The 26,414-nt window shown below is 72.2% G+C and carries 21 protein-coding genes, 1 tRNA gene and 4 pseudogenes; 19 read left to right on the forward strand and 7 right to left on the reverse strand.

Annotated features, from left to right (window positions below):
* Positions 1-30: 30 nt before the first annotated feature.
* The gene (locus ACQ452_RS03800; RefSeq protein WP_433389744.1) at positions 31-486 is read left to right on the forward strand and encodes a DUF4383 domain-containing protein; all 456 of its coding nucleotides are present in this window, start codon (positions 31-33) and stop codon (positions 484-486) included.
* Between the two features lie 241 nt (positions 487-727).
* Positions 728-1,204, forward strand: coding sequence for a DUF4383 domain-containing protein (locus ACQ452_RS03805; RefSeq protein WP_433389747.1), 477 nt, complete (start codon positions 728-730; stop codon positions 1,202-1,204).
* A gap of 12 nt (positions 1,205-1,216) precedes the next feature.
* On the opposite strand, the pseudogene ACQ452_RS03810 reads toward ACQ452_RS03805, so the two are convergent.
* Both ACQ452_RS03810 and ACQ452_RS03815 read right to left on the reverse strand, forming a co-directional pair.
* A pseudogene (locus ACQ452_RS03810) lies at positions 1,217-1,907 on the reverse strand (TetR family transcriptional regulator).
* Positions 1,908-2,137: 230 nt separating this feature from the next.
* Positions 2,138-3,094 carry an acyl-CoA desaturase gene (locus ACQ452_RS03815; protein WP_433389749.1) on the reverse strand — a complete coding sequence of 319 codons (957 nt, stop codon included), beginning with the start codon at positions 3,092-3,094 and terminating at the stop codon, positions 2,138-2,140.
* Between the two features lie 265 nt (positions 3,095-3,359).
* Here ACQ452_RS03815 and ACQ452_RS03820 point away from each other — a divergent pair.
* From ACQ452_RS03820 to ACQ452_RS03855, 8 genes and pseudogenes are all read left to right on the forward strand, one after another.
* Positions 3,360-3,431 (forward strand) — tRNA-Gln (locus tag ACQ452_RS03820).
* A gap of 53 nt (positions 3,432-3,484) precedes the next feature.
* A pseudogene (gene glmU / locus ACQ452_RS03825) lies at positions 3,485-5,066 on the forward strand (bifunctional UDP-N-acetylglucosamine diphosphorylase/glucosamine-1-phosphate N-acetyltransferase GlmU).
* 55 nt (positions 5,067-5,121) lie between these two features.
* Positions 5,122-6,102 (forward strand): ribose-phosphate diphosphokinase, encoded by a 981-nt coding sequence (locus tag ACQ452_RS03830; RefSeq protein WP_433389751.1) that lies wholly within the window; start codon positions 5,122-5,124, stop codon positions 6,100-6,102.
* A 351-nt stretch (positions 6,103-6,453) separates the two neighbouring features.
* On the forward strand, positions 6,454-7,134 hold the full coding sequence (locus tag ACQ452_RS03835) for a 50S ribosomal protein L25/general stress protein Ctc (protein ID WP_433389753.1): 681 nt from the start codon (positions 6,454-6,456) through the stop codon (positions 7,132-7,134).
* Positions 7,135-7,239: 105 nt separating this feature from the next.
* The gene (pth, locus tag ACQ452_RS03840; RefSeq protein ID WP_433389756.1) at positions 7,240-7,830 is read left to right on the forward strand and encodes an aminoacyl-tRNA hydrolase; all 591 of its coding nucleotides are present in this window, start codon (positions 7,240-7,242) and stop codon (positions 7,828-7,830) included.
* A gap of 114 nt (positions 7,831-7,944) precedes the next feature.
* Positions 7,945-8,770: pseudogene (locus ACQ452_RS03845) on the forward strand (inositol monophosphatase family protein).
* Positions 8,771-8,851: 81 nt separating this feature from the next.
* Positions 8,852-9,762 (forward strand): annotated as a pseudogene (gene cysD, locus ACQ452_RS03850) (sulfate adenylyltransferase subunit CysD).
* Complete coding sequence (locus ACQ452_RS03855) at positions 9,762-11,072, forward strand: sulfate adenylyltransferase subunit 1 (protein WP_433389758.1); 1,311 nt, start codon at positions 9,762-9,764, stop codon at positions 11,070-11,072. The pseudogene cysD and the gene ACQ452_RS03855 overlap by 1 nt, the downstream one beginning before the upstream one ends.
* Positions 11,073-11,191: 119 nt before the next feature.
* Here ACQ452_RS03855 and galK read toward each other — a convergent pair whose 3' ends face one another.
* Entirely contained in the window at positions 11,192-12,352 is a 1,161-nt protein-coding gene (gene galK / locus ACQ452_RS03860; protein ID WP_433389761.1) for a galactokinase, read from the reverse strand.
* A complete protein-coding gene (gene galE, locus ACQ452_RS03865; protein WP_433389763.1) occupies positions 12,349-13,332 on the reverse strand; it encodes a UDP-glucose 4-epimerase GalE in 984 nt (327 codons plus the stop codon). Before galE ends, galK begins: the two co-directional genes overlap by 4 nt.
* 173 nt (positions 13,333-13,505) lie before the next feature.
* Between galE and ACQ452_RS03870 the strand changes: the two genes are divergently transcribed.
* The 6 genes from ACQ452_RS03870 (at position 13,506) to ACQ452_RS03895 (ending at position 18,099) form a co-directional block, all read left to right on the forward strand.
* Positions 13,506-14,531 (forward strand): hemolysin family protein, encoded by a 1,026-nt coding sequence (locus ACQ452_RS03870; protein WP_433389765.1) that lies wholly within the window; start codon positions 13,506-13,508, stop codon positions 14,529-14,531.
* Positions 14,532-14,564: 33 nt separating this feature from the next.
* Positions 14,565-15,590 (forward strand): tryptophan--tRNA ligase, encoded by a 1,026-nt coding sequence (gene trpS, locus ACQ452_RS03875; protein WP_433389768.1) that lies wholly within the window; start codon positions 14,565-14,567, stop codon positions 15,588-15,590.
* A 46-nt stretch (positions 15,591-15,636) separates the two neighbouring features.
* On the forward strand, positions 15,637-16,194 hold the full coding sequence (locus ACQ452_RS03880; RefSeq protein WP_433389770.1) for a 2'-5' RNA ligase family protein: 558 nt from the start codon (positions 15,637-15,639) through the stop codon (positions 16,192-16,194).
* A gap of 115 nt (positions 16,195-16,309) precedes the next feature.
* Entirely contained in the window at positions 16,310-17,233 is a 924-nt protein-coding gene (locus ACQ452_RS03885; RefSeq protein ID WP_433389773.1) for a YihY/virulence factor BrkB family protein, read from the forward strand.
* Complete coding sequence (locus tag ACQ452_RS03890) at positions 17,230-17,616, forward strand: GntR family transcriptional regulator (RefSeq protein ID WP_433389776.1); 387 nt, start codon at positions 17,230-17,232, stop codon at positions 17,614-17,616. The genes ACQ452_RS03885 and ACQ452_RS03890 overlap by 4 nt, the downstream gene beginning before the upstream one ends.
* Before the next feature lie 45 nt (positions 17,617-17,661).
* Entirely contained in the window at positions 17,662-18,099 is a 438-nt protein-coding gene (locus ACQ452_RS03895) for a hypothetical protein (RefSeq protein ID WP_433389778.1), read from the forward strand.
* Positions 18,100-18,164: 65 nt separating this feature from the next.
* Here ACQ452_RS03895 and ACQ452_RS03900 read toward each other — a convergent pair whose 3' ends face one another.
* The 3 genes from ACQ452_RS03900 to ACQ452_RS03910 all read right to left on the reverse strand — a co-directional run bounded on the left by ACQ452_RS03900 (position 18,165) and on the right by ACQ452_RS03910 (position 22,388).
* Positions 18,165-18,536 carry a VOC family protein gene (locus tag ACQ452_RS03900; RefSeq protein WP_433389781.1) on the reverse strand — a complete coding sequence of 124 codons (372 nt, stop codon included), beginning with the start codon at positions 18,534-18,536 and terminating at the stop codon, positions 18,165-18,167.
* Positions 18,537-18,713: 177 nt separating this feature from the next.
* Positions 18,714-20,345 carry a glycoside hydrolase family 13 protein gene (locus ACQ452_RS03905; protein ID WP_433389783.1) on the reverse strand — a complete coding sequence of 544 codons (1,632 nt, stop codon included), beginning with the start codon at positions 20,343-20,345 and terminating at the stop codon, positions 18,714-18,716.
* 936 nt (positions 20,346-21,281) lie between these two features.
* Positions 21,282-22,388, reverse strand: a complete 1,107-nt coding sequence (locus tag ACQ452_RS03910; RefSeq protein ID WP_433389786.1) for a LacI family DNA-binding transcriptional regulator — start codon at positions 22,386-22,388, stop codon at positions 21,282-21,284.
* A 196-nt stretch (positions 22,389-22,584) separates the two neighbouring features.
* Between ACQ452_RS03910 and ACQ452_RS03915 the strand changes: the two genes are divergently transcribed.
* From ACQ452_RS03915 to ACQ452_RS03925, 3 genes are read left to right on the forward strand one after another with little or no spacing between them, the layout of a single operon-like run.
* Positions 22,585-23,838, forward strand: coding sequence for a sugar ABC transporter substrate-binding protein (locus ACQ452_RS03915; protein WP_433389789.1), 1,254 nt, complete (start codon positions 22,585-22,587; stop codon positions 23,836-23,838).
* Entirely contained in the window at positions 23,838-25,472 is a 1,635-nt protein-coding gene (locus ACQ452_RS03920) for an ABC transporter permease subunit (protein WP_433389791.1), read from the forward strand. Before ACQ452_RS03915 ends, ACQ452_RS03920 begins: the two co-directional genes overlap by 1 nt.
* The gene (locus ACQ452_RS03925) at positions 25,469-26,368 is read left to right on the forward strand and encodes a sugar ABC transporter permease (protein ID WP_433389794.1); all 900 of its coding nucleotides are present in this window, start codon (positions 25,469-25,471) and stop codon (positions 26,366-26,368) included. Before ACQ452_RS03920 ends, ACQ452_RS03925 begins: the two co-directional genes overlap by 4 nt.
* Positions 26,369-26,414: the final 46 nt, after the last annotated feature.

Genomic DNA, 26,414 nt, shown 5'->3' on the forward strand with positions numbered 1-26,414 from the left:
CCTCACCCGAACGGCGTTGGAGACTCAGACATGGCCCACACCCCCGTCAACCACCCCGCGCGGCCGGTCTACCGGGCGATCGGCGGGCTGACCGGTCTGTACCTCGTGGCCTTCGGCGCGATCGGCATCATCGCGAGCGCCGGCAACGAGGTCTTCGCCCAGGATGACACCCAGGTCCTCGGCCAGGGCACCAACCTCGGTTTCTCGGTGGTCAGCGTCCTGCTGGGGATCGTGGTGCTGGCCGGCACCGCGATCGGCCGCAACATCGACGTGATGATCAACCAGTGGCTGGCGTACGCCCTGATGGCGATCAGCCTGGCCGGCCTCGCCTTCATCCAGACCGAGGCCAACATCTTCAACTTCAGCATCTTTACCGTCATCGCGCTGATGGTGGCCGGCCTGGTCCTGCTGATGGTCGGCATGTACGGCAAGGTCGGCACGAACGAGGAGCAGGAGGCCTGGCAGAAGGCCCGGCTCGTGCTCTGAGGTCTCGGGTGGGTTGTCGCCGGGGCCGACCTGCTCCGGGCGGTCGGGTTCGAACCCTGCGCGCGGCCGGGCTCCGGCGACAACCGACGTGGTCCCGCTCCGACCCGGCCGTTGCGGCCCGGTGGGGCGGGACCTTCTTCGTTCCGCCCGTTGTCGGTGTGCCTTCGGACGGTTCGGCGGACAGGCCGGTCCTGTCGTAGGACAATCGGGGTGAATGTCCTACTCGGGGTGGAGGGGGGTCATGCCGCACTTTCCCGTGAACCATCCGGCGCGGCCCGTCTACCGGGTCCTGGCCGGGGTGGTGGGGCTCTACATCCTGCTCTTCGGGCTCTGGGGCGTGGTCCTGACGTGGGGCGACCCGCTCTTCGACCGGGGCGACAACTGGGCCCTCGGGCTCCGCACCAACCTGGCCTTCTCGCTGGCCTCCGTGGTCTTCGGCATCGTGCTCGTCTTCGGGGCCTCGCGGCGCGGCAACCTCGGGCACTACATGAACCTGACCGCCGGGATCGTCTTCCTGGTCACCAGCGTCCTCATGATGGCCGTGCTGCAGACCGAGGCCAACTTCCTCAACTTCTCGATGTCCACGGTCATCGTGTCGATGCTCTTCGGCCTCCTGCTGCTCGGCACCGGCCTGTACGACAAGGTCGGCAGCGACGAGCACGCCGAGGAGGAGCGCCGGCGCCGCCACCACCCGGTCTCGGAGGCGCACAGCCGGTGACCCCCGCCGGGTTCAGCGCCCCCGCACCGTGATCAGGCCCGGCTTCGCCTCCAGGTGCGACAGCCCGCTCCAGGCCAGGTTGACCAGGTGGGCCGCCACCGTCTCCTTGCGTGGCTTGCGCACCTCCAGCCACCAGCGACCGGTCAGGGCGACCATCCCGACCAACGCCTGCGAGTAGAGCTCGGCCAGCTTCGGGTCGTAGCCCCGGCTGGAGAACTCGGCGCCCAGGATGTGCTCCACCTGGTGCGCCACGTCGTTCATCACACTGCTGAAGTTGCCCGCCGCCGACAACACCGGCGACTCCCGTACCAGCACCCGGAAGCCGCTGGTCTCCTCCTCGATGTAGGTCAGCAGGGCCAGCGCCGCCTGCTCCAGCAGCTCGCGCGGATGGCCGGCGGTCAGGGCCGTGGTGATCCGCTCCAGCAGGGCGCGGACCTCCCGGTCCACCACCACCGCGTAGAGCCCCTCCTTGCCGCCGAAGTGCTCGTAGACCACCGGCTTGGAGACCTTCGCGCGGGGCCGCCACCTCCTCGATGGAGGTGGCGTCGAAGCCGCGCTCGGCGAAGATCTGCCGGGCGGTCGAGATCAACTGCTCCCGACGTTGCGCGGCCGACATGCGTACCCGTGCGGAGGGCTTGGGGGCCGCGGCGGGAACCGCCCGCCGCCGGCCGCCCGTGCCGTCGGTGCCAGGGACATTCGCCATGTTCTCGTCACTCCGCCGGCGCTCGGTGACGCCCGGTCGTCCGATGGGGCCGCCGCCGGGCCGGGGTCACGTCGAACCCTCGCCCGTCGTCGGTCGGGTGGCGCCGCCGCCCCCGGCCACCGTATCCGCGTCGGCCTTCGCCCCCGTGCCGCCGGACCGCCCGGCGCCGCACCCGCTTCGCTCGGTCACCCGGCCATCCTGCCAGGCGAGGGCGGCGGGCACCGCCCGCGTTACCGCTCGACGGCCGGCTCGACGAGCTTCGCGGCGATGCGTTCCGGCTTCGGCCACCGCACGTCCCAGGCCGCGCCGGCCTTCTCGAACAGCCAGATCACCCGGGCCGAGATGTCCACCTGCCCACGCAGCACGCCGTGCCGGGCGCTGGTCGGGTCGGCGTGGTGCAGGTTGTGCCAGCTCTCGCCGAACGACAGGATCGCCAGCGGCCAGAAGTTCGACGCCCGGTCGCCCTGGCGCATCGCGAACGGCCGCTCCCCGTAGACGTGGCAGACCGAGTTGATGGACCAGGTCACGTGGTGCAGGAGCGCGATGCGTACGAGGCCGGCCCAGAAGAGCGCGGAGAGCGCCCCCCGCCACGACGAGGTGAGCATGCCGCCCAGCAGCGCGGGACCGACCAACGAGACCACCACCAGCAGCGGGAACAGCCGGTCCACCCGGCTCATGTCCCGGTCGGCGAGCAGGTCCGGGGCGAACCGCTGCCGGTTGGACAGCTCCCGGCGAAAGAGCCAGCCGACGTGCGCGTGGAACAGGCCCTTCGTCAGGCCCCGGACGCTCTCCCCGAAGCGCCACGGGGAGTGCGGGTCACCCTCCAGGTCGGAGAAGGCGTGGTGGCGGCGGTGATCGGCCACCCACTGGATGATCTCGCCCTGCACCGCCAGCGAGCCGGACACCGCCAGCGCGACCCGCAGCCACCGCTTCGCCTTGAACGAGCCGTGCGTGAAGTACCGGTGGTAGCCCACCGTGATGCCCAGCCCGGAGAGCACGTACCAGAACCCCGCGACGGTCACGTCGGTCCAGCTCAACCAGCCGCCCCAGGCGACGGGCACGGCGGCGACGAGGGCCAGGAGGGGAATCACCACGAACGCCCAGAGGGCGATGAGGATGCCCCGTGACTGGGTGCCCTGGGTGAGTGGTCTGGGGCCGGCCGACGGATCGAGGGACGTGGCGGGCATGGCACCTCGCAGCGCTCGGAAAGATCACGAAGTTACGCCTACGTCACCGTAACTTAGGTTTCCGGGACGCGCAGGGGACAGTGCGCCAATCGCAGGAAACACCGTGCGGTCACGGTGCGACGTACCGGTGGGGCGGCTACCGTGGCTGCCTGGTGATCACTGTGCCGGGCAGCGCCTGCTCCGCCGGCGGATCGAAGGTATGATCGCCGAGCTGTTCCAGGCGGTCGGCGACGCCAGCCGAAGGCGCGCGACGCTTGACAGTTGATGGGGTGTGGGGTAACGGCAACCCACGGGCCTTTGGTGCCTTGAGCTCCTGGTTCGAATCCAGGCACCCCAGCTCACAGCGCATTCGTGTGGCCATGCCGAACGGCGGCTCGTCGTCTGGTTAGCATGGCCGCGAGACTGTCCGCTGTACCGACGGGAGCCCTTGTCGTGTCCCAGCCCCACCTCCGCACCGTTGTCGTGCTCGCCGCCGGTGAGGGCAAGCGGATGAAGTCGGCGCTGCCCAAGGTGCTGCACCCGCTGCTCGGCCGCACCCTCGTCGGCCACGTCCTCACCGCCGCCGCGCCGCTGGCCGCGGACCGCACGGTGGTCGTGGTGGGGCACGGCGCCGACCAGGTCCGCGCGCACCTCGCGGAGATCGCCCCCGAGGCCACCCCCGTGCTCCAGGCCGAGCAGCTCGGCACCGGGCACGCCGTGCGGATCGCCCTGGACGCCGTGCCGGACGCCACCGGCACCGTGATCGTCATCAACGGCGACGTCCCGCTGCTGCGCCCGGAGACGGTGGGCGCGCTGGTGCGGGCGCACGAGGGCGCGGGCGCGGCGGCGACCGTGCTCGCCGCCGAGGTGCCCGACCCGACGGGCCTGGGCCGGATCGTGCGCGACGCCGACGGGCGACTGGAGCAGATCGTCGAGGAGCGCGACGCTACCGCCGCACAGCGGGCGATCCGGGAGATCAACGCCGGCATCTACGCGTTCGACGTCGCCCGGCTGCGCGCCGCGCTCGGCAAGCTGTCCACCGACAACGACCAGGGCGAGGAGTACCTGACCGACGTCTTCGCACTGCTGGGTTCGGCCGGTGAGCCGGTGGCGGTGCACGTCGCGGCGGACCACGTGGAGACGCTGGGCTGCAACGACCGCGTCGAGCTGGCCGCGCTGCGCCGGCTGCTGCGCGACCGGGTCAACGAGGCGTGGATGCGCACCGGGGTCAGCCTGCTCGACCCCGACACGACCTGGATCGACGTGACGGTCGCGCTGGACCGGGACGCCGTGATCGACCAGAACACCCAGCTGCGCGGCGGGACGGTGGTCGGCACCGGCGCGGTGATCGGGCCGGACGTGACGCTGATCGACACCGTCGTCGGACCGGGCGCCACGGTGCTGCGCAGCCACGCCGTGGGCGCGGAGGTCGGCCCGGGCGCCAGCGTCGGGCCGTACGCGTACCTGCGCCCGGCCGCCCGGCTGGCCGAGCGGGCCAAGGTCGGCACGTTCGTCGAGGTGAAGAACTCGGAGGTGGGTGCGGGCGCGAAGGTGCCGCACCTGACGTACGTGGGTGACGCGACGATCGGCGCGAAGGCGAACATCGGCGCGGCGACGATCTTCGTGAACTACGACGGGGTCAACAAGCAAGCACCGCACCACGGTCGGCGAGGCCGCGTTCGTCGGCTGCGACAGCAGCCTCATCGCGCCCGTCGAGGTGGGTGCCGGGGCGTACGTGGCGGCGGGCAGCGCGATCACCCAGGACGTGCCGCCGGGTGCGCTCGGGGTGACCCGTGCGCCGCAGCGCAACGTGGACGGCTGGGTGGCCCGCAGGCGGGCCGGCACGGCATCCGCCGAGGCCGCGGCGCGGGCGGTCGCGGCGGTGAAGGGTGCGTCGGAGCCGGGGCCCGCGGCAACCGAAGGTGAGGCAATCCACGGGGACGCCGAGCCAGTCCGGTCGGCCTCCGGCACGGGGGATACTGCAACCGAATAGTCCCCGGCCCACCACCGCCGCCGGGCATCACCGACCAACGGGAGCAGACGGGCCCATGGGCAGCATCGTCGCCGAAAACCGCAAGAGCCTGATGCTTTTCTCCGGACGTGGTTTTCCGGAGTTGGCCAAGGAGATCGGTGAGGTGCTCGGCGTCGCGCCGACGCCGGCCGACGCGTACGAGTTCGCCAACGGTGAGATCTTCGTACGGTTCAAGGACTCGGTGCGTGGTTCGGACGCCTTCGTGGTGCAGTCCGTCACGCACGGGGTCAACACGTGGGTCATGGAGACCCTCATCATGATCGACGCGCTGAAGCGCGGTTCGGCCAAGCGGATCACCGTGGTCCTGCCGTTCTACCCGTACGCCCGGCAGGACAAGAAGCACCGGGGCCGGGAGCCGATCTCGGCCCGGCTGGTGGCGGACCTGCTCAAGACCGCCGGTGCCAACCGGATCCTCACGGTCGACCTGCACACCGCGCAGATCCAGGGCTTCTTCGACGGTCCCGTGGACCACCTGTTCGCGATGGACATCCTCGCCGAGTACGTCGAGCACAAGTACGCCGGCCGCCCGATGACAGTGGTCGCGCCGGACTCGGGCCGGGTGCGGGTGGCCGAGCGGTGGACCGACCGGCTGGGCGGCTGCCCGCTGGCCTTCATCCACAAGACCCGCGACCCGCTGAAGCCGAACCAGGTGGTGGCGAACCGGGTGGTCGGCGAGGTGGAGGGGCGGGTCTGCCTGATCGTCGACGACATGATCGACACGGGCGGCACGATCTGCGGGGCGGCGGACATCCTCCGCGAGGCCGGCGCGGCCGACGTGATCGTCGCCTCGACCCACGCGCTGCTCTCCGACCCCGCCACCGAGCGGTTGAAGAACGCCCCGATCAGCGAGGTCGTGGTGACCAACACGCTGCCCCTGCCGCCGGAGAAGCAGCTCGACAAGATCACCGTGCTGTCGATCGCGCCGCTGCTGGCGCGGGCGATCCGCGAGGTCTTCGACGACGGGTCGGTGACCACCCTCTTCGGTGGCCTGAGCTGACCGACCGACGCCGGGTCCGGGTCGGGGTCCGTCCCCGCCAGGACCCGGCGTCGGCCGTCGGGGGCGGCGGCGCCACCCGGCGGCGGCCCTGCTCAGCCGCTCCGAAACCGCCTGCGGGTGCGTGGGAACGGTGATATGGGTACTGCCGGAAACCACGGAATCAGCTCGGGTAGACTGGTGCGGTTGCCACGGCGAGGGTGCCCGGCGGGCCGCTGAGAAGCGCCGCACGGAGGCACCGTCATCGACGCGGTGCTCCGGGCAGTCGTTCTCGACGCATGAGCCCCAGCGAGCCCCTCGCCCAGCACCGTTAGACGACAAAGCCGCCGCAGCGAAAGCATCAGGAGTTTTCCCGTGTCCGAGGTAAAGATCAGCGCCGAGCCCCGTACCGAGTTCGGCAAGGGTGGTGCCCGTCGTACCCGCCGGGCCGGCATGGTGCCCGCCGTGCTGTACGGCCACGGCGAGAAGCCCAAGCACATCGCGCTGCCGGCCCGCGAGTTCGCGGCCGCGATCCGTAAGGGCGGCGCCAACCAGCTCTTCACGATCGACGTGAGCGACGGCACCCAGGTGCTGGCGCTGCCGAAGGCGATCCAGCGCGACCCGATCAGGGACTCCTTCGAGCACGTGGACCTGCTGCTGGTCCGCCGGGGCGAGAAGGTCACCGTGGAGGTCCCGGTCCAGCTCACCGGCGACGCCGCGCGCGACACCCTGATCGTGCACGACCACGACACGCTGACGGTGACCGCCGACGCCACCAAGGTGCCGGACCACCTGGAGGCCTCGATCGAGGGCATGGAGGCCGGCAGCCAGGTCACCGCCAGCGACGTGCAGTTGCCGGCCGGCGTCGAGCTGGCCGCGGACGCGGACCAGACGGTCGCCTCGGTGACCGCCGCGCCGACCGCCGAGCAGCTCGAGGCCACCCTCCCCGAGGTCGAGGAGACCGCCGCCGAGGCCGAGGCCGAGGTCGGCGACGAGACCGCCGAGGCGCCGGCCGCCGAGGGCGACGAGACCGCCGAGGCGAAGACCCAGGCCTGATCGGTTCGCATCGTTGCGACAGGCGTCCCCGCGCGGTCGGGGGCGCCTGTCGGCGTATCGGTGCCGGGGCCGGTGGGTGCCGGCGAGCAGCGGGAGGGGCGGGGCGTGACGGACGAGACGGGGCCGTGGCTGGTGGTCGGCCTGGGCAACCCGGGCCGGGAGTACGCGGGTAACCGGCACAACGTGGGCTTCCTGGTGGCCGACCTGCTGGCGGGCCGGCTCGGCGCGCGCTTCGGCCGGCACAAGCGGGCGGTGGCGGAGGTTGCCGAGGGGCGGCTCGGCTTCGGTGGACCGAAGCTGGTGCTGGTCAAGCCGCTGACGTACATGAACCTCTCCGGCGGTCCGGTGGCCGGCCTGGCCCAGTTCCACAAGGTGCCGCCCGGCCAGGTGATCGCGGTGCACGACGAGCTGGACATCGAGTACGGCCAGGTGCGGGTGAAGTGCGGCGGCGGCGAGGGCGGGCACAACGGCCTGCGGTCGATGTCGAAGTCGCTCGGCACGAAGGAGTACGTCCGGGTGCGGTTCGGCATCGGCCGGCCGCCGGGGCGGCAGGACCCGGCGGACTACGTACTGTCGGATTTCGGCGCGGCCGAGCGCAAGGAGCTGGAGTTCCTGGTGGATCGGGCCGCGGATGTGGTGGAGTCGGTGATCACCAGGGGCGTGGAGCCGACGCAGAACCTCTATCACGGGGTGTGAGCGGCGGGCCGTGCGCCGACGGCCGATACTCTTCGGCTCCCGGGCGCACCCGACGGTTCACGCGGATCGTCGGCGGCGTGCCGGGCGCGTAGCGAGGCGACGGGAGCGGAAGTTATGGGCAGTCCTCCGACGGACGACGGCGCTTTTGCCCGGTGGCTGGCGGCGCGGGCCGGTGTGGCGCTGGTCGGCCTGCGCGCCGAGATGGGTTTCGACGACGCGGGGGCGTTGCGGTCGGCGGGCGACAAGGTCTCCCATGACGTGCTCCGCACCGAGCTGGCGAGGTGGCGCCCGGGTGACGCGGTCCTCTCCGAGGAGGACGAGGGTTCGCGGCTGGCCTGGACGGCGGAGGTGAACGCCGGGGCGGTGTCCCGGCTGACCGCCGAGCGGGTGTGGATCATCGACCCGCTGGACGGCACCCGGGAGTTCGCCGAGGAGGGTCGTTCGGACTGGGCGGTGCACGTGGCGCTCTGGGCGCGTACCGCGTCGACGCCGCACGGCCTGGTCGCGGGCGCGGTCGGGCTGCCGGCGCAGAACCGGCTGCTGGGCACCGACTCGCCGCCGGCCCGTCCGCCGGTGGAGGCGGCCGGGGCCGGGGGAGCGGGCGATCCGCCTGGCGGCGAGCCGGAGCCGACCGCCGGTGTTCCTGACCGACCTGGCCGAGGACGTCGGCGCGCACCTGGTGCCGATGGGCTCGGCCGGTGCGAAGATCGCCGCGGTGGTCACCGGTGAGGTGGACGCCTACATCCACGCGGGCGGCCAGTACGAGTGGGACTCGGCGGCGCCGGTGGCGGTGGCGACGGCCACCGGGCTGCACGCCTCCCGGATCGACGGTTCCCCGCTGAGCTACAACGAGGCGGATCCGCGCCTACCCGATCTGCTGGTCTGCCGCAAGGATCTCGCCAGTCGGTTGCTGGCAGCGTTGCGGCGTCATTCCGGGTAGCCTGAGCGGCACTTCTTGGTATGTCCGACCGGAAAGGTCTGGAATTGCGATGAGCGGATTCGAGCGATGCGAGCCCGTGTCATGACCGCCCCCGCCGCCTACCGGGTGTCGCACCTCGACGCGCTGGAGGCCGAGAGCATCTTCGTGATGCGCGAGGTGGTCGCGGAGATGGAGCGGCCGGTGCTGCTCTTCTCCGGCGGCAAGGACTCGATCGTGATGCTCCGGCTGGCCCAGAAGGCGTTCGCCCCGGCCAACGTCCCGTTCCCGGTCATGCACGTGGACACCGGGCACAACTTCCCGGAGGTCCTGGAATACCGGGACCAGCGGGTCGCCGAGCTGGGGCTGCAACTGGTCGTGGCGAGCGTGCCGGAGGCGCTGGCCAGCGGGTTGGTACGCGAGCCGGGCGACGGGACACGCAACCGGATCCAGACGCCGGTGCTGCTGGACGCGGTGGAGAAGCACCGGTTCGACGCGCTCTTCGGCGGCGCCCGCCGCGACGAGGAGAAGGCCCGCGCCAAGGAGCGGATGTTCAGCTTCCGCGACGAGTTCGGCCAGTGGGACCCGAAGAACCAGCGTCCGGAGCTGTGGGCGCTCTACAACGGTCGCCACCACCCGGGCGAGTCGATCCGGGTCTTCCCGCTGTCCAACTGGACCGAGCTGGACGTGTGGCACTACATCGCCCGCGAACGCATCGCGCTGCCGTCGATCTACTACGCGCACGAGCGCGAGGTCGTCGAGCGCGACGGCATGCTCTACGCGGTCAACGAGTTCTTCCGGCCCCGCGCCGGCGAGGAACGCGTCAAGGCGCGGGTGCGCTACCGGACGGTGGGCGACGCGTCCTGCACGGCGGCGGTCCGTTCCGACGCCGACACGGTCGAGAAGGTCATCGAGGAGGTCGCCGCGACCCGGATCACCGAGCGCGGCGCGACCCGCGGCGATGACCGGGTCAGCGAGGCGCGATGGAGGACCGCAAGCGGGAGGGCTACTTCTGATGAGCACCACCACCACGAACACGACGCCGGGCCGGGCCGACGCCGAGGCCCGGCCGATGGACCTGCTGCGCTTCGCCACGGCCGGCAGCGTCGACGACGGCAAGTCGACCCTGATCGGCCGGCTGCTCTACGACACGAAGTCGCTCTTCACCGACCAGCTCGCCGCCGTCGAGGCGGTCAGTGCCGCGCGGGGCGACGAGTACACGAACCTGGCGCTGCTCACCGACGGCCTGCGCGCCGAGCGCGAGCAGGGCATCACCATCGACGTGGCTTACCGCTACTTCGCCACGCCCCGGCGCAAGTTCATCATCGCCGACACCCCCGGCCACCTGCAGTACACCCGCAACATGGTCACCGGGGCGTCGACGGCCGACCTGGCGCTGATCCTGGTGGACGCCCGTAAGGGCCTGGTCGAGCAGTCCCGCCGGCACGCGTTCCTCTGCTCGCTGCTGCGGGTGCCGCACCTGGTCCTCTGCGTCAACAAGATGGATCTGGTGGACTACTCGCAGGAGGTCTTCGAGCGGATCGCCGACGAGTTCACCGCGTTCGCGGCGAAGCTCGACGTGCCCGACCTGACGGTGGTGCCGGTCTCCGCGCTGCGCGGCGACAACATCGTCAGCCGCTCGGAGAGCATGCCCTGGTACGAGGGCCCGTCGCTGCTGCACCACCTGGAGCGGGTGCACATCGCCAGCGACCGCAACCTGGTCGACGTCCGGTTCCCGGTGCAGTACGTGATCCGCCCGCAGTCGACCACGGTCACCGACTACCGGGGCTACGCCGGTCAGGTCGCCTCCGGCGTGCTCAAGCCGGGCGACGAGGTGATGGTGCTGCCGTCCGGGTTCACCAGCCGGATCACCGCCGTGGAGACCGCCGACGGGCCGGTCACCGAGGCGTTCCCGCCGATGTCGGTGACCGTACGACTCGAAGACGAGATCGACATCTCGCGGGGCGACATGATCTGCCGCCCGAACAACTCCCCGGCGGTGTCCCAGGACATCGAGGCGATGGTGTGCTGGATGGACGAGACCCGACCGCTGCGGGTCGGCGGCCGGTACGCCATCAAGCACACCACCCGTTCCGCCCGGGCCATCGTGCGCGGGCTGCACTACCGGCTGGACATCAACTCGCTGCACCGCGACGAGGCGGCGGGCGAGCTGGGGCTCAACGAGATCGGCCGGGTGCGGCTGCGGACCACGGTGCCGCTGCTCGCCGACGAGTACCGCCGCAACCGCACCACCGGGGGCTTTGTGATCATCGACGAGGCCACCAACCGGACGGTCGGCGCGGGGATGATCGTCGAGGCGCAGTAACGCGCACCGGCGGTCGGGTGGTCGCGGCCTCTGCGTCCGGCTGGCGGCGCGAAAGTGCCCTTCGAGGGGCGTTTTCTGCCACGATCTTCTGTGTTCGGCCGGCCCGGCGGTGCACCGGGTCAATCGAGCCGGGTGGCCCCGGGGCCGGGCAGGACGGTGACGTGGCCGGGCGCGACGAAACCCCGCTCGGCGTACGCGGCCGTGACGGCGGCGGCGACCGCGTCGGCCCGCCGGGCCTCGACCAGGGCGAGGACGCAGCCGCCGAAGCCGCCGCCGGTCATCCGGGCGCCGAGCGCCCCGGCGGCCAGGGCCGCCTCGACGGCCGTGTCGACCTCCGGGACGGTGATCTCGAAGTCGTCGCGCATGGAGACGTGCGAGGCGGTCAGCACCGGGCCGATCTCGGGCGTCCGCCCGGCGCGCAGCAGCGCGACGGTGTCGAGCACCCGCTGGTTCTCCGTGACGACGTGCCGCACCCGGCGGCGGGTCTCGTCGTCGTCGAGCCGGGCCAGGGCGTCGGCCAGCCCGTCGACCGGGATGTCCCGCAGCGCCGCGACGCCGAGCAGCCGGGCCGCCCGTTCGCAGGCCGCGCGCCGGGCCGCGTACTCGCCGTCGGCGTGCCGGTGCGGGGCCCGGCTGTCGACGACCAGCACGGCGAGGCCGGCGGCGGCCAGGTCGAACGGCACCTGCTCGACGGACTCGTCGCGGCAGTCCAGGAAGAGCGCGTGCCCGGCGCGGCAGCGGATCACCGCCGACTGGTCCATGATCCCGGTCGGCGCGCCCACGTAGTCGTTCTCCGCGCGCTGGGCCAGCCGGGGCCACCGCTCGGCGGGCAGGTCCAGCCCGCCCAGGTCGACCAGGGCGGCCAGCACGGCGGCCTCCAGCGCGGCCGACGAGGACAGGCCCGCACCCAGCGGCACGTCGGAGGCGATCGCCAGCCGCGCGCCGGGCACCGCGTGCCCGGCCTCGCGCAGCGCCCAGACGACCCCGGCCACGTACGCGCCCCAGCCGGTGACCCCGCCGGGGGCGGCCACCTCGTCGGCGCCGAAGGCGACCGTCTCGCCGGTGAGCTCGGAGCAGACCGTCCAGGCGTCGCCGGGCTGCGGGGCGGCTGCCACCACCGTGCGCAGCGGCAGGGCGAAGGGAAGCACGAAACCGTCGTTGTAGTCGGTGTGCTCGCCGATCAGGTTCGCCCGGCCGGGAGCCGCCCAGCGGCCGGCGGGCGGCTGCCCGTACGCCTGGCGGAAGCCGGCGGTGGCGCGGGCCGCGACGTCCTCGGTCACCGCGGCCCCGCGACGTGGGTGCGGTAGAAGGCCCAGGCGTCGGCGACGATGTCGGGCAGGGTCGGCTTCCGCGGCACCCAGCCCAACTCGTCGCGGGCCAGCGCCGACGACGCGACCAGCTCGGCGGGATCGCCCTCGCGCCGCGGCGCCACCTCGACCGGCACCCGGTGCCCGGTGACCTCGCGGACCACGTCGACCACCTGCCGGTTGCTGAAGCCGTTGCCGTTGCCCAGGTTGTAGATCCGGTGCTGGCCGGCGGTCGCGGCGTCGAGCGCCAGCAGGTGGGCGCGGGCCAGGTCGGCGACGTGGATGTAGTCGCGTACGCAGGTGCCGTCGACGGTCGGGTAGTCGTCGCCGAAGAGCTGGAGCTTCTCCCGCCGGCCGGCGGCGACCTCCAGCGCGATCGGGATCAGGTGGGTCTCGGGGTCGTGCCGCTCGCCGAGCGCGACGTCGCCGTCGAGGTACGCGCCGGCCACGTTGAAGTAGCGCAGCGAGACGGCGGCCAGACCGTGCGCGACCGCCTCCGAGGTGAGGACCATGTCGACGGCGAGCTTGCTGGCGCCGTACGTGTTGGTGGGGGCCTTCGCCGCGGTCTCCGGGATCGGCAGCTCGGTGGGGTTGCCGTAGACCGCGGCGGTGGAGGAGAAGACCAGGCGGGGCACCCCGGCGGCCCGGACCGCGTCGATCAGGGCGATCGAGCCGATCGTGTTGTTGTGCCAGTAGAGCTCGGGCCTGATCATCGACTCGCCGGCGGCGATCAGCGCGGCGAAGTGCAGCACCCCGTCGAAGCCCGCGCCCGGGGTGAGCACCCGCGCGACGTCGTGGAGGGGCGCGTCGACGTACGCCGCGTCGGGGGCGAGCGCCTCCCGGTGGCCGGTGCGCAGGTCGTCGAGCACCACGACCTCGTGGCCGGCGTCGAGCAGCATCCGGGTCACCACGCTGCCGATGAAGCCGGCGCCGCCGGTGACTAGCAGTTTCACGTCGGTCTCCTCCCGCCGGGCCGCCCGGTCGCGGCCCGTCTCGTGATCACCCTACGGCCGGTCGTCCGGTGGCCGCCGACCGTCGGCCACCTTGCGTCGCGCGTGCCGCCACAACTTCGCACGGAGTGGAACAAAGGCAGCCGGCCGGCCCGGTGCTGTCTACCATCACTGTCATGCGGGAAGCGGGTGGTCCCGGGCCGCGGCGACGCGCCCCGAGCCGGCCACGCCACGAGCCGGGGCCGTTGCCCCGGGCCGTCGCCCGGCTGGTGGTCCGCGCCGCCGACGGCGCCACCCGGGCGGTGACGGCCCTGCTCGGCGCCAGCCCGGCCGCCGGCCGCGAACAAATCAGCGAGGCGGAGCTGCGTGACCTGGTCGCCGCCAACACCCGGCTCGACCCGGTCGAGCGGCGGATCATCGACGAGGTGCTGGTGGCGGGCGCGAGCCTGGTCCGCGAGGTGATGATGCCGCGCACCGAGGTCGTCTTCCTCTCCACCCGGCTCCCCCTCGCCGAGGCGGCGCGGATGGTCCGGGCCGAGACGCACACCCGTTACCCGGTGATCGACGGCACCCACGACGACGTGGTCGGCTTCGTGCACCTGCGCGACGTGCTGCTCCGCCCCGACCTCGACCCCTGCACCACGGTCGGCGAACTGACCCGTGAGGTGAAGCGGCTCCCTGGCAGCAAACGGGTGCTCGCCGCGCTCAGCGAGATGCGCCGGGAACGCCACCACCTCGCCGTGGTCGTCGACGAGTACGGCGGCACCGCCGGCATCGTCACCCTGGAGGACCTGATCGAGGAGCTGATCGGGGAGATCCACGACGAGTACGACACCGCCCCCGACCCGGTGCACGCGGGCCTGCCCGCCGTGGTGGACGGCCGGCTCAACCTCGCCGACTTCGCCGAGTACACCGGAGTGCACCTGCCGCCGGGCCCGTACGAGACGGTCGGCGGTTTCGTGATGGCGGCGCTGGGCCGCCTCCCGGTCGCCGGCGACGAGGTGCCGGTGACCGCCGGCCCGGCCGGCGACGGCGGCGCGGAACCCGGCGACCCGCCCGGCGGCTGGCTGCTGCGGGTGCTCACGCTCGAGGGGCGCCGGGTGGCCCGGCTCACGGTCTCCGCCGGGCGCGTGCCGGAACCGCGACGCGAGGCAGCCGCCCCGACACCGGTGGGGCGGAGCCGACCCGCCGGCCCGTCATGACGCGCGCCCGGTCTTGCTGACAGAATTGCCGGCATGTCCGACGTTCCCGCCCGCCCCCGCGTCTTCTCCGGCATCCAGCCGACGGCCGACTCGTTCCACCTCGGCAACTACCTGGGCGCCGTGCGGCACTGGGTGGCGTTGCAGGACACCCACGAGGCCTACTACTGCGTGGTCGACCTGCACGCGATCACGGCGGGGCACGACCCGAAGACGCTGGCCCAGCGGTCCCGGATGGCCGCGGCGCAGCTCTTCGCCGTGGGCCTCGACCAGGAGCGCAGCACGCTCTTCGTGCAGTCGCAGGTGCCCGAGCACGCGCAGCTCGCCTGGGTGTTGGGCTGCATCACCGGGTTCGGCGAGGCGAGCCGGATGACGCAGTTCAAGGACAAGTCGCAGAAGCAGGGTGGCGACCGGGCCAGTGTCGGCCTGTTCACCTACCCGGTCCTGCAGGCCGCCGACATCCTGCTCTACCAGGCGAACGCCGTGCCGGTGGGCGAGGACCAGCGCCAGCACCTGGAGCTGTCGCGCGACCTGGCCCAGCGGTTCAACTCGCTGTTCGGGCAGACCCTCACGGTGCCCGCCGCGCACATCGTCAAGGACACCGCGAAGATCACGGACCTGCAGGACCCGACGGCGAAGATGTCGAAGTCGTCCTCGTCGCCGGCCGGCATCGTCAACCTGCTGGACGACCCGGCCCGCTCGGCCAAGAAGATCCGCTCCGCGGTCACCGACACCGGGCGGGAGATCGTCTTCGACGCCCAGGCCAAGCCCGGCATCTCCAACCTGCTGACGATCTACTCGGCCCTGAGCGGGCGGGGCATCGACGACCTGGTCGCTGCGTACGCCGGCAAGGGCTACGGCGACCTCAAGAAGGACCTCGCGGAGGTGGTGCGGGAGTTCGTCGGCCCGATCCAGGAGCGCACCCGGACCTACCTCGACGACCCGGCGCAGCTCGACAAGCTGCTCGCCACCGGTGCGGAGAAGGCCCGGGTGCTCGCCGGCGCGACGCTGCGCAGCGTGTACGAGCGGGTGGGCTTCTTCCCGCCGGTGCGCGGCGAGTAGCGCCCCGGCGCGGCGGGTGAGGGTGGACGGGTTGGCGGCCGGAGGGATGGCGCACAGCGTGGATCGCAGGGACGGGGCGCCGGACGCCGGTGAGACCATCGAGATCGGCATCGCGGTCGACATCCCGGAGCCGTGGGGCGGCATGCTCACCCGGCGCCGCGTCGAGGCCGGCGACCCGCGGGTCGTGCCCGCGCACGTGACCCTGCTCGGGCCGACCGAGATCCCGATGGCGACGCTGCCCTCGGTGGAGCGGCATCTCGGCGAGGTCGCCGCCGCCCACCTGCCGTTCACCCTGCACCTGCGGGGCACCGGCACGTTCCGGCCGGTGACCCAGGTCGTCTTCGTGGCGGTGGCGGCCGGGATCAGCGAGTGCGAGCTGCTCGCCGCCGCGATCAGGGCCGCCCCCGAGCTGCACCGGGAGACCCGCTTCCCCTACCACCCGCACGTCACGGTGGCGCAGGAGGTCGCGCCGGAGGCGCTGGACCGGGCGTACGAGGACCTGGCCGACTTCTCCGCCATGTTCGAGGTCGAGGCGTTCACCCTCTTCTCGCACAGCGGGCAGACCCGGTGGCAGCCGCGCCGGGACTTCCAGCTCGGCGGCTGAGCGATCACCCGGTCGCGCCACGGCCGTCTGGTGGCGGCCCGGTGGCCGAGGCCCGCCCGGGGTGGGCTGCCGCCCGACCGCCCCACGGGGGCCGAAGATCGGCGAGGATGACGGCGTGAACGTGCTGGGGCGCATCGAGGCGGGCATCGACCGTGGGATCAGCGCCGCGCGCCGCCGTTGGGGCGCCGCCGACCACCTGTGGCGGGCCGGCGTGCGCTACAACGACGTGCTGGCCGGGCGGCTGGCCGCCGCCATCGCCTACTACGGGTTCTTCGCGGTCTTCGCGCTGGCACTGGTCGGATACTCGATCTTCGGGGCGATCCTGGAGGGCAACGACGAGGTCAGCGCCGCCGCGGCCGGGTTCCTCCGGGAGAACCTGCCGTTCATCGATCCGGTGCAGATCGCCGAGAGCAGCGGCACGGTCGGGGTGGTCGGCCTGATCATCCTGGTCTTCACCGGGATCGGCTGGGTGGAGGCGATCCGGTCGTCCCAGCGGCTCGTCCACGGGCTCAACCAGCAGCCCGGCAACCTGGTCGTCCGCCGCCTGGTCGACCTCGGTGTGCTGGTGGTCATCTTCGTGCTGCTCGGCGTCTCGGTGGCGGCGGTGGACGCCCTGGAGTCGCTGCTGCGCTTCCTGCTGCGCAGCACCGGTTCGGTCGGCCTGACCACGGTCAGCGCCGTGCTCAGCGTCGTGGTCAACGCGGTGCTGGCGACCCTGCTGCTGGTGGCGGTGCCGAGGCTGCGGATGAGCCGGTCCCGGCTGCGCCCGGTGGTGCTGCTGGTGGCGGTCGGCATCACGCTGCTGAACACCGTGGGGCGCTACTACGTGGTGCGCACCGAGCGGAACCCGGCGTACACGGTGGTGGCGGGCGCGGTGGGGCTGCTGCTCTACCTCTACCTGCTCAACCAGTTGGTGCTCTTCGGTGCGGCGCTGGCCGCGACCAGCCCGCGCGGCCGGGTGGTGGACCTGGCGGAGTCCCCGGCCCCGGCGGACCTGGACGCGGACACGGATCCCGGCACCCCGGGCGGGGCCGGATGAGTCAGGCAGCGGGCGTGCGGCTCTCGATCGACCAGGGCTCGGCGGTGCCGCCGTACGAGCAGGTGCGCGGGCAGCTCGCGGAGCAGATCGGGACGGGGCGGCTGGCGGTCGGCACCCGGCTGCCCACCGTCCGACGGTTCGCGGCCGACCTGGGGCTGGCGGTCAACACGGTGGCCCGGGCCTACCGGGAGTTGGAGGCGGCCGGTCTGCTGGAGACCCGGGGCCGGCACGGCACCTTCGTCGCCCCCGGGCGCGACGACGCGGCCGACAGGTTGCAGCGGGCGGCGGCCGACTACGCCGCCGAGGCCGCCCGGTTGGGCGTGCCGCTGGCGACGGCGCTGGCCCTGGTCCGCGCGGCGCTGGACGCGACGACGCCGGATTAGGTGAATGTCGCCCGCGTTCGCGGTGCGACGGACGATGATGAGCGCGTGGGCGCACTCGTGACGCTGGACCTGCCGGACGGCTCGCCGATGTTGGGCCTGCCGTGGATCATCACCTTCGGCCCGCTCGGCGACGCCGACGAGTGGGAGCCGGTGGTCTGCGGCCCCTACGAGCGACCGCACGCGCTCGCGCTCGCCGAGGCGATCGTCGCGGAGGAACAGCTGATGGCGGTGGTCGAGCCGCTGCTGCCGGCGGTGTCGGCGGAGGAGATCCGGGGCGAGATCGCCGCCGCGCAGATCGCCGCCGAGGACGAGACGACGCGGGTCGAGGGGGCCGACCTCTACGGTGACTTCGAGGACACCATCGACGAGGAGCTGGAGGCCGCCGCGGCGGCCGACGACGCCGAGCCGCTGGCCCCGCCCAGCGAGGCCGAGCTGCGGGCCGGCTTCGGGCGCATCGCCGCGAAGCTCACCGGTGGCGGCTGAGCCCGTCCGGGTGGGGCCTGGCCACGCGGCCCATGAGTCAGATGCGGCCCGTGCGGCCCGGACGGTCAGGGGCGGTGCGGCGACAGGTGCAGCACGCAGAACTCGTTGCCCTCGGGGTCGGCCAGCACCGTGAGGCCCTCGTCGCCGCGCTGCCCCACGTCGGCGGGCCGGGCGCCGAGCCCGATCAACCGATGCACCTCGTCCGCCGGGTCGCCGTCGGCCACCACGTCCAGGTGCAGCCGGTTCTTTCCGTGCTTCGGCGTGCGGGAGCCCTGCAACCAGACGGTGGGGGCCCCGGCCCGGTCGTGCGGGGGGCGGAGCTTCGCGCTGCCGTCGCCACCGGCGTCGACGGTGTAGCCGAGCGCCGCCGCCCAGAAGCCGGCCATCAGGTCGAGATCGGCCACGTCGAGGGTGTACTGCGCGACACGAACCACCATGGGCCCGTCGTACCCGCACGGGTGGCGGGCGACACCTGCCCGATGGACGCCGGCGCCACCGGAGCGGACTCCGGGTGGCGCCGGCGCCACCTCACCCCCCACCACAAGGGGTCGGTAGCCCAGTCGCCCGTCGGCGCGGGGCACAACGGACGACCAGGTCGATGACGGGTTACCCGCTCAGCGCCGTTCGAACCAGGCAGCCGCGTCGACTCCGAGCAGGTGGCCGGAGCCCTGCCCGGTGAGCGGCTCGCTGGCGGCGATCGGGGTGCCGTACCCGTCGATCAGGGCCGGCGCACCGCTGATGTTGACCACGCAGGTCAGCACGGTGTCGCCGGCGGTGCGGCTGAAGGCGAGCAGGCCCGGCCCGGCCTCCAGCCAGGTGACCGCGCCCGCGTCGGCGGCCAGCGCCGGGTGCTCCCGGCGGATCCGCAGCGCGGTGCGGTAGTGCTCCAGCGTGGAGCCGGGGTCGCCGGTCTGGGCGGCGACCGAGAGGCCGCGCCAGGTGGCCGGGGCCGGCAGCCAGCTCAGCTCGCTGCCGGTCGGCCCGAAGCCGTACGGGGCCAGCTCGCCGCTCCACGGGATCGGCACCCGGCAACCGTCCCGGCTCTCGCCGGTACGCAGGAACGCGGGGTCCTGGCGCAGTTCGTCGGGCAGGTCCAGCACCTCCGGCAGGCCCAGTTCCTCGCCCTGGTAGAGGTAGACGCAGCCGGGCAGGGCGAGCATCAGCAGGGTGGCCGCCCGGGCCCGGCGCAGCCCCTCGGCGCCGTCGCCGTAGCGGGTGACGTGTCGCTGCTTGTCGTGGTTGGAGAGCACCCAGGTGGTGGGGGCGCCCACGATTGTCGACTCGGCGAGCGCGGTGTCGATGACCTTGCGGAAGGAGTCAGCCGACCAGGTGGCGTCGAGGAAGTCGAAGCTGAACGCCTGGTGCAGCTCGTCCGGGCCGATGTAGCGGGCGAGGCGTTGCGGGGTCTCGGCCCACGCCTCGGCGACCGCCATCCGGCCGCCGGGGTAGCTGTCCAGGATCGGCCGCCAGGCGCGGTAGATGTCGTGCACCTCGTCCTGGTCGAAGTAGGGCAGCCGGCCCTTGCCGAGCATCTCCGACTGGCGCTGGCCGGTGGTCATGGTGCTGAACCCGACGTCCGGGAACCCTTCGGCCTTGATCATGCCGTGCGCCACGTCGATGCGGAAGCCGTCCACGCCCCGGTCGAGCCAGAAGCGCAGCACGCCCTCGAACTCGGCGCGCACCTCCCGGTGGCGCCAGTTCAGGTCCGGCTGGGCCGGGTCGAACAGGTGCAGATACCACTGGCCGTCGTCGATCCGCGTCCAGGCGGGGCCGCCGAAGATGCTCTCCCAGTCGTTCGGGGGCTCCTCGCCCTGCTCGCCGCGGCCCTCGGCGAAGAGGTAGCGCTCGCGCTCGGCGGAGCCGGGCCCGGCGGCCAGCGCGGCCCGGAACCACGGGTGCCGGTCGGAGGTGTGGTTCGGCACCAGGTCGACGATGATCCGCAGGCCGAAGGCGTGGGCGTCGGTGATCATCGCGTCGAAGTCGGCGAGGGTGCCGAACATCCGGTCGACGTCGCGGTAGTCGGCGACGTCGTACCCGCCGTCGACCATCGGTGAGGTGTAGAAGGGGGTCAGCCAGAGCGCGTCCACCCCGAGGTCACGCAGGTACGGCAGGCGCTCACGGATGCCCTGGAGGTCACCGACCCCGTCGCCGTTGGAGTCGGCGAAGCTGCGTACGTAGACCTGGTAGACGACTGCGGAGCGCCACCAGTCGTCGGTGCCCGGCGGCGTGGGGTTGCTGGCGGTCATCGGAGGCGTTTCCCCGTTCTGTGGCGCGCGACGGCGGCACCCGCTGCGGGGCGAGTGCGGTATCTGAGCAGAATGCCGCCCTCGCGCTGCAAGAGTCAAGCATTCCTTGCGCAAGGAATGACATCGATCACGCACGGGCGTCGGCGATCTCGCGCCTCTGACCTGAGCGGCGGGGGTATGTGTCGAGGTGGCGTTGGAGCTGTCGGGCGTGATGACCCGGCCGCCGGCCGCGCCGCCGGGCAGCGTGCCCAGGTGAGGGAACGGCTCTGCTCCAGTGCGGTCCACCGGCCCCACGCCTGCGTTACCCCGCCCTCGCCGCGCCACCTCTACACCTCCCGCAGCTTCCCCGGCCCCCGGCCCCCGGCCCCCGGCCCCCGGCCCCCGGCCCCCGGCCTCGGCCCTCAACCCCCGGCCCCCGGCCCTCAACCCCCGGTTCTCGGTCCCTGGTCCCTGGTCCCTGGGGGCTTCCGCTGGCGTCACGATTCGTCACTAAGGGTGGCTGCCTCTGGCCTGCCAGGGCTGGTCCTCCGTGCCTTTGCTCTGCACCCATGGACGCACCGGACACGTTGCGTGAGCGGGGTGCTGTGCTGGTGAGGCGCAAATCAGCAGTTCAGGGCTGTGGTGCGGTGAGGGCTGCAGAGCAAAGGGCCGGCGGGTAGCGTGCGGTGCCCCCGAGCGCAGTGACTCTGCGTGACAGGGGGGAGGGTTGCTCAGAGTAGTAAAGGCCTGTCAATCCGGATCGCCGGCCCGAAGCCCGCTGACCGGCCGAGGCCCCTGAACCCCGGCCCCCTGGGCCCTGGCCCAGAGCCGAGGGCAGCGAGTCGCCTGCCGTCCAGGCTGGGTGTAACGCGGCGTGCGGGATGGCGCAGGATCGGGCGTGCCCGGCGGGGCGTGCCCGGCTGGGCGGGTCAGGCGAGGCGGGTCAGGCGGGGCGGGTCAGGCCGGGACGGCCATGGTGGCGGGGGGCGCGGGGCGTTGCCGGGTGGGGGTCTCCCGGGTGGGGCGGGTGGGGGTCTCCGGGGTGGGGCGGGTGGGGGCGACCGCGGAGGAGCCGCGCACCACCAGTTCCGGCCGGAACACGTACTCCGAGTGCGGGGCGGCATGCCCGTTAATCTCGTCGACCAGGGCCCGGACGGCGGCGACCGCCATCGCGGCCACCGGCTGCCGCAGGGTGGTCAGCGGCGGGTCGGTGAAGGCCATCAGCGGGGAGTCGTCGTAGCCGACCACCGAGACCTGCCCCGGGACGGACAGGCCGCGCTGCCGGGCCGCCCGGATCGCGCCGAGCGCCATCAGGTCGGAGCCGCAGACGACGCCGGTGACGCCGCGCTCCAGCAACCGGGCGGCGGCGGCCTCGCCGCCCTCCACGCCGAACAGGGAGAGCTCGGCCAGGTCGTCGAGGCCGGCCTCGTCGACGCCGACGAGGCGACCCATCGCGGCGCGGAAGCCGGCCACCCGGCGCTGCACCGGTACGAACCGGTCCGGGCCGGTGATCAGGCCGATGCGACGGTGTCCGAGCGCGACCAGGTGGGCCACGGCCAGCTCGGTGGCCTCGCCGTCGTCGCAGGAGACGAAGGGCGCCTGGATACCGGGCGCGTACCCGTTGATCATCACGACCGGCAGCGGGCGGGCGAGCAGGGCCCGGTAGCGGTCGTGGTTGGCGGCGGTGTCGGCGTGCAGGCCGGAGACGAAGACGATGCCGGAGACCTGCCGGTCCAGCAGCATCTCGACGTACTCGTCCTCGGTGACGCCGCCGGCGGTCTGGGTGCACAGCACGGGGGTGAATCCGCTCTGCGCCAGTGTCGACTCGATCACCTGGGCGAAGGCGGGGAAGATCGGGTTGTCGAGCTCGGGGACCACCAGACCCACCAGGCCGGCGCTGCGTTTGCGCAGGCGGGCCGGGCGCTCGTAGCCGAGCACGTCGAGGGCGGTCAGCACCGCCTGCCGGGTCTCGGGGGCCACTCCCGGGCGGTCGTTGAGCACCCGCGACACCGTGGCCTCGCTGACTTCGGCCTGCTGGGCGATGTCGGACAGTCGAGCGCGCATGGGCGCACTTTAGCCCACCGGCAAGTTCTTGCGTACACTATTGCAAGCCCTTCCATCCTCTGCAACCTCTTGCTAACGTCCCCGCAACACGCGAGAGCAGCGGCGCAGCACGCCGGGCGCCGGTTCGCAAGAATTTCAGAGGTTCCCACTGGCGGGCCGCCTTCCCCCGCGGGCCGCCATGACGACAGGAGTACCGATGCGCATCCGTACCGCGGGTGTGGTCGCCGTCCTCGGCCTGGCGCTCGCCGCCTCCGGTTGTGGCAGCGACAGCAACGACGAGCCGGCCGCCAAGGAATCCACCGGAGCCGCCACCGGCGGCAAGCTGGTGATCTGGGCCGACGACAAGCGCACCGCCGCCCTCAAGCCGTTCGCCGAGAAGTTCGGCCAGGAGAACGGCGTCACCGTCGAGGTCCAGGCCGTCTCCAAGGACCTCCAGACCAACTTCGTGACCGCCTCGCAGCAGGGCAGCGGCCCGGACATCGTGGTCGGCGCGCACGACTGGATCGGCAACCTCGTCCAGAACGGCGCCATCGACCCGGTCCAGCTCGCGGCCGAGCAGAAGAGCGGCTTCAACGAGACCGCCGTCAAGGCCGTCACCTTCAACGGCCAGCTCTACGGCGTTCCCTACGCCATGGAGAACCTGGCGCTGATCCGCAACACCGAGCTGGCACCCCAGGCGCCGAAGACGATCGAGGAACTGGTCGCCACCGGCAAGAAGCTCAAGGCCGAGAAGAAGGCCAGCGAGATCCTCTGCCTCCAGTCGGGTCAGAACGGCGACGCGTACCACATCTACCCGTTCTACAGCTCGGCCGGCGGCTACCTCTTCGGCACCGCCCCCAACGGCGACTACGACCCGAAGGACCTGGGCGTGGGCAAGCCGGAGTCGATCGAGGCGTTCAAGAAGATCGGCAAGCTCGGTGAGAAGGGCGACGGCGCGCTGAAGCGTTCCATCACCCCCGAGAACTCGATCGCCACCTTCACCAGCAAGAAGTGCGCGTTCCTGGTCTCCGGCCCGTGGGCCGTCGCGGACGCCAAGAAGGCCAACATCTCCTACGACATCTCCCCGGTCCCCGGCTTCGCCGGTGGCAAGGAGGCCCAGCCGTTCGTGGGCGTCCAGGCGTTCTACGTGGCGTCGAAGGGCCAGAACAAGGCCCTGGCCCAGGAGTTCGTGGCCAACCACGTCACCACCCCCGAGCTGGCCGTGGCGCTCTACAACGCCGAGGCCCGCCCGCCGGCGCTGACCGCAGCCCTCGACCAGGTCAAGGGCGGTGACCCGGACCTGGCGAAGTTCCAGGAGGCCGGCAAGAACGGCCAGGTGCTCCCGGCGATCCCCGCCATGGCCGCCATCTGGGACCCGTTCGGTAAGGCCGAGGCCGCCGTCATCGGCGGTGCCGACCCGACCACGACGATCACCGCGGCCGGCAAGACCATCTCCGGCCAGATCAAGTAATGAGTACGCCGCTGTCCGGCCCGGGTCCTGTCACACAGGACCCGGGCCGGGAGCCCACCGGGCTCCCGGGCAAGTCCCGCGCCGCGCGGCACCACGCGCTGACCAGCGTGAGCGGTCTGCTCGTCAAGGTGATCCTGCTCGGCCTCACCGCCGCGATCGCGATCTGGGCGGCGTTCCCGCTCGTCGAGGCGCAGATGTGGCTCGGGCTGGCGATCCTGGCCGCCACCACCGCCGGCTTGTTCTACCTCTACCTGACCCGCCGGCACATCCCGGCGAAGTACCTGGTCCCGGGCACGCTCTTCCTGATCGCCTTCCAGGTGGTCCCGGTGCTCTACACGGCGAGCACCGCCTTCACGAACTTCGGCGACGGCCACCGCGGCTCCAAGGACGACGCGGTCGTCGCCATCCAGACCGGCTCGGTCAAGCAGGTGCCCGGCTCCGCCGAGTACGCCCTGTCGGTCGCGACCGAGGGCGACCCGGCCACCGGCCCGCTCGTCTTCCTGGTCAGCGACCCGGCCACCGGCGTGGTCTCGGCCGGCGACACCGGAGGGCTGCGCCAGCTCGACCCCGCCGACGTCACAGTGGCCCCGGGCGGCAAGGTCACCGCCGCCGACGGCTACACCATCCTCAACTTCGGCCAGGCCAGCTCCCGCAGCCAGGACATCACCGGCCTGGTGGTGCCGACGTCCGACGGCGCGCTGCGCTCCGCCGGCCTGTCCCGCGCCTACGAGGGCAAGGCGATCCGGGCGTACGACGCCGGCTGCGACTGCGTCCGGGACACCGAGACCGGCAGGACCTGGACGGCCGACGAGGAGATCGGCGCCTTCGTCGCCCCCGACGGCGAACAACTGGCCCAGGGCTGGCAGGTCAACGTCGGGCTGAAGAACTTCGCCCGGGTGCTCACCGACCCGGCCATCTCCGGGCCCTTCTTCGGCACGCTGCTGTGGAACTTCGCCTTCGCCATCGGCTCCACCGGCGGCACGTTCCTGCTGGGCATGTTGATCGCCCTGGCGCTGCACTCGCCCCGGATGCGGGGCACCAACCTCTACCGGATCCTGTTGATCCTGCCGTACGCCATGCCGTCCTTCGCGATGCTGCTGATCTGGCGGGACATGTTCAACACCGACTTCGGGCTGATCAACAACCTGTTCGGGCTCGGGGTGGACTGGTTCGGCCAGGAGTGGTCGGCCCGGGTGGCGGTGATCCTGGTGCAGCTCTGGCTCGGGTACCCGTACATGTTCCTGGTGGCCACGGGCGCGCTCCAGGCCATTCCCAAGGAACTGACCGAGGCGACCTCGGTCGACGGCGCGTCACCGTGGCAGTCGTTCCGCTCGGTCACCCTGCCGCTGCTGCTGGTCGCGCTCTCCCCGCTGCTGATCTCGTCGTTCGCGTTCAACTTCAACAACATCAACGCGATCTGGATGACCTCCGAGGGCGGGCCGTTCGAGCCGGACAACCCGCGCAGCGGCGCCACCGACCTGCTGATCACGTACACGTACCGGCTGGCCTTCGGCGCACAGGGCGCCGAGTACGGCCTGGCGGCCACCGTCTCGGTCTTCATCTTCGCGATCGTGGCGGTCGTGTCCGCGGTCAGCTTCGCGCGTACCCGCAGACAGGAGGAGGTGTACTCGTGAGCACCCGCACCGACGCGCCCGACGCCGCCCGCACACCGACGGGCCGGCGCAGGGGCCGCTGGTTGAGGCAGGTCGGCTGGCGGCACCTGGTCGGGGTGCTGGCCGTGGCGTTCAGCCTCTTCCCGATCCTGTTCGTCGTCTCGGCGGCGTTCAACCCGCTGGGCACCCTCTCCTCGACGGAGTTGGTGCCGACCGGGGCGTCGCTCGACAACTTCGCCAACCTGTTCTCCGAGACGGCGTTCGGGCACTGGTTCCTGAACTCGCTGCTGCTCGCCGGGGTGGCGACGTTCGCGTCGATCTTCCTCTCGGCGCTGGCGGCGTACGCCTTCTCCCGGATGCGGTTCGCCGGGCGGCGGGTCGGCCTGCTCTCGCTGCTGCTGATCCAGATGTTCCCGCAGTTCCTCGCGATCGTGGCGATCTTCCTGATCTTCACCACGGTCACCGACCTGTGGCCGGCGATCGGCTTCAACACCCCGTGGGGCCTGTTCCTGCTCTACATGGGTGCCGCGCTGGGGGCGAACACCTGGCTGATGAAGGGCTTCTTCGACACGCTGCCGAAGGAGCTGGACGAGTCGGCGACCATGGACGGCGCCTCGCACGCCCAGGTCTTCTTCAAGATCATGCTGCCGCTGGTGGCACCGATCCTGGCGGTGACCGGCCTGCTCGCCTTCATCGGCTCGATCAACGAGTTCATCATCGCCAACGTGTTCCTCACCGACACCGAGTCGAAGACCCTCGCGGTCGGCATGTTCGGCCTGGTGGCGGGGGAGCGCAACAACAACTTCGGGATCTTCGCGGCGGGCACCCTGCTCACCGCGATCCCCACGGTGCTGGTCTTCCAACTGCTACAGCGCTACATCGTCTCCGGTCTCACCTCCGGGGCCGTCAAGGGCTGATGCGGAGGGGCGTCGGCGTCCGACGTACCGGAGCAGTCACGGATCG

Origin of the sequence: Micromonospora sp. KLBMP9576, assembly GCF_050941805.1 — a bacterium.
Classification (GTDB): Bacteria; Actinomycetota; Actinomycetes; order Mycobacteriales; family Micromonosporaceae; genus Micromonospora.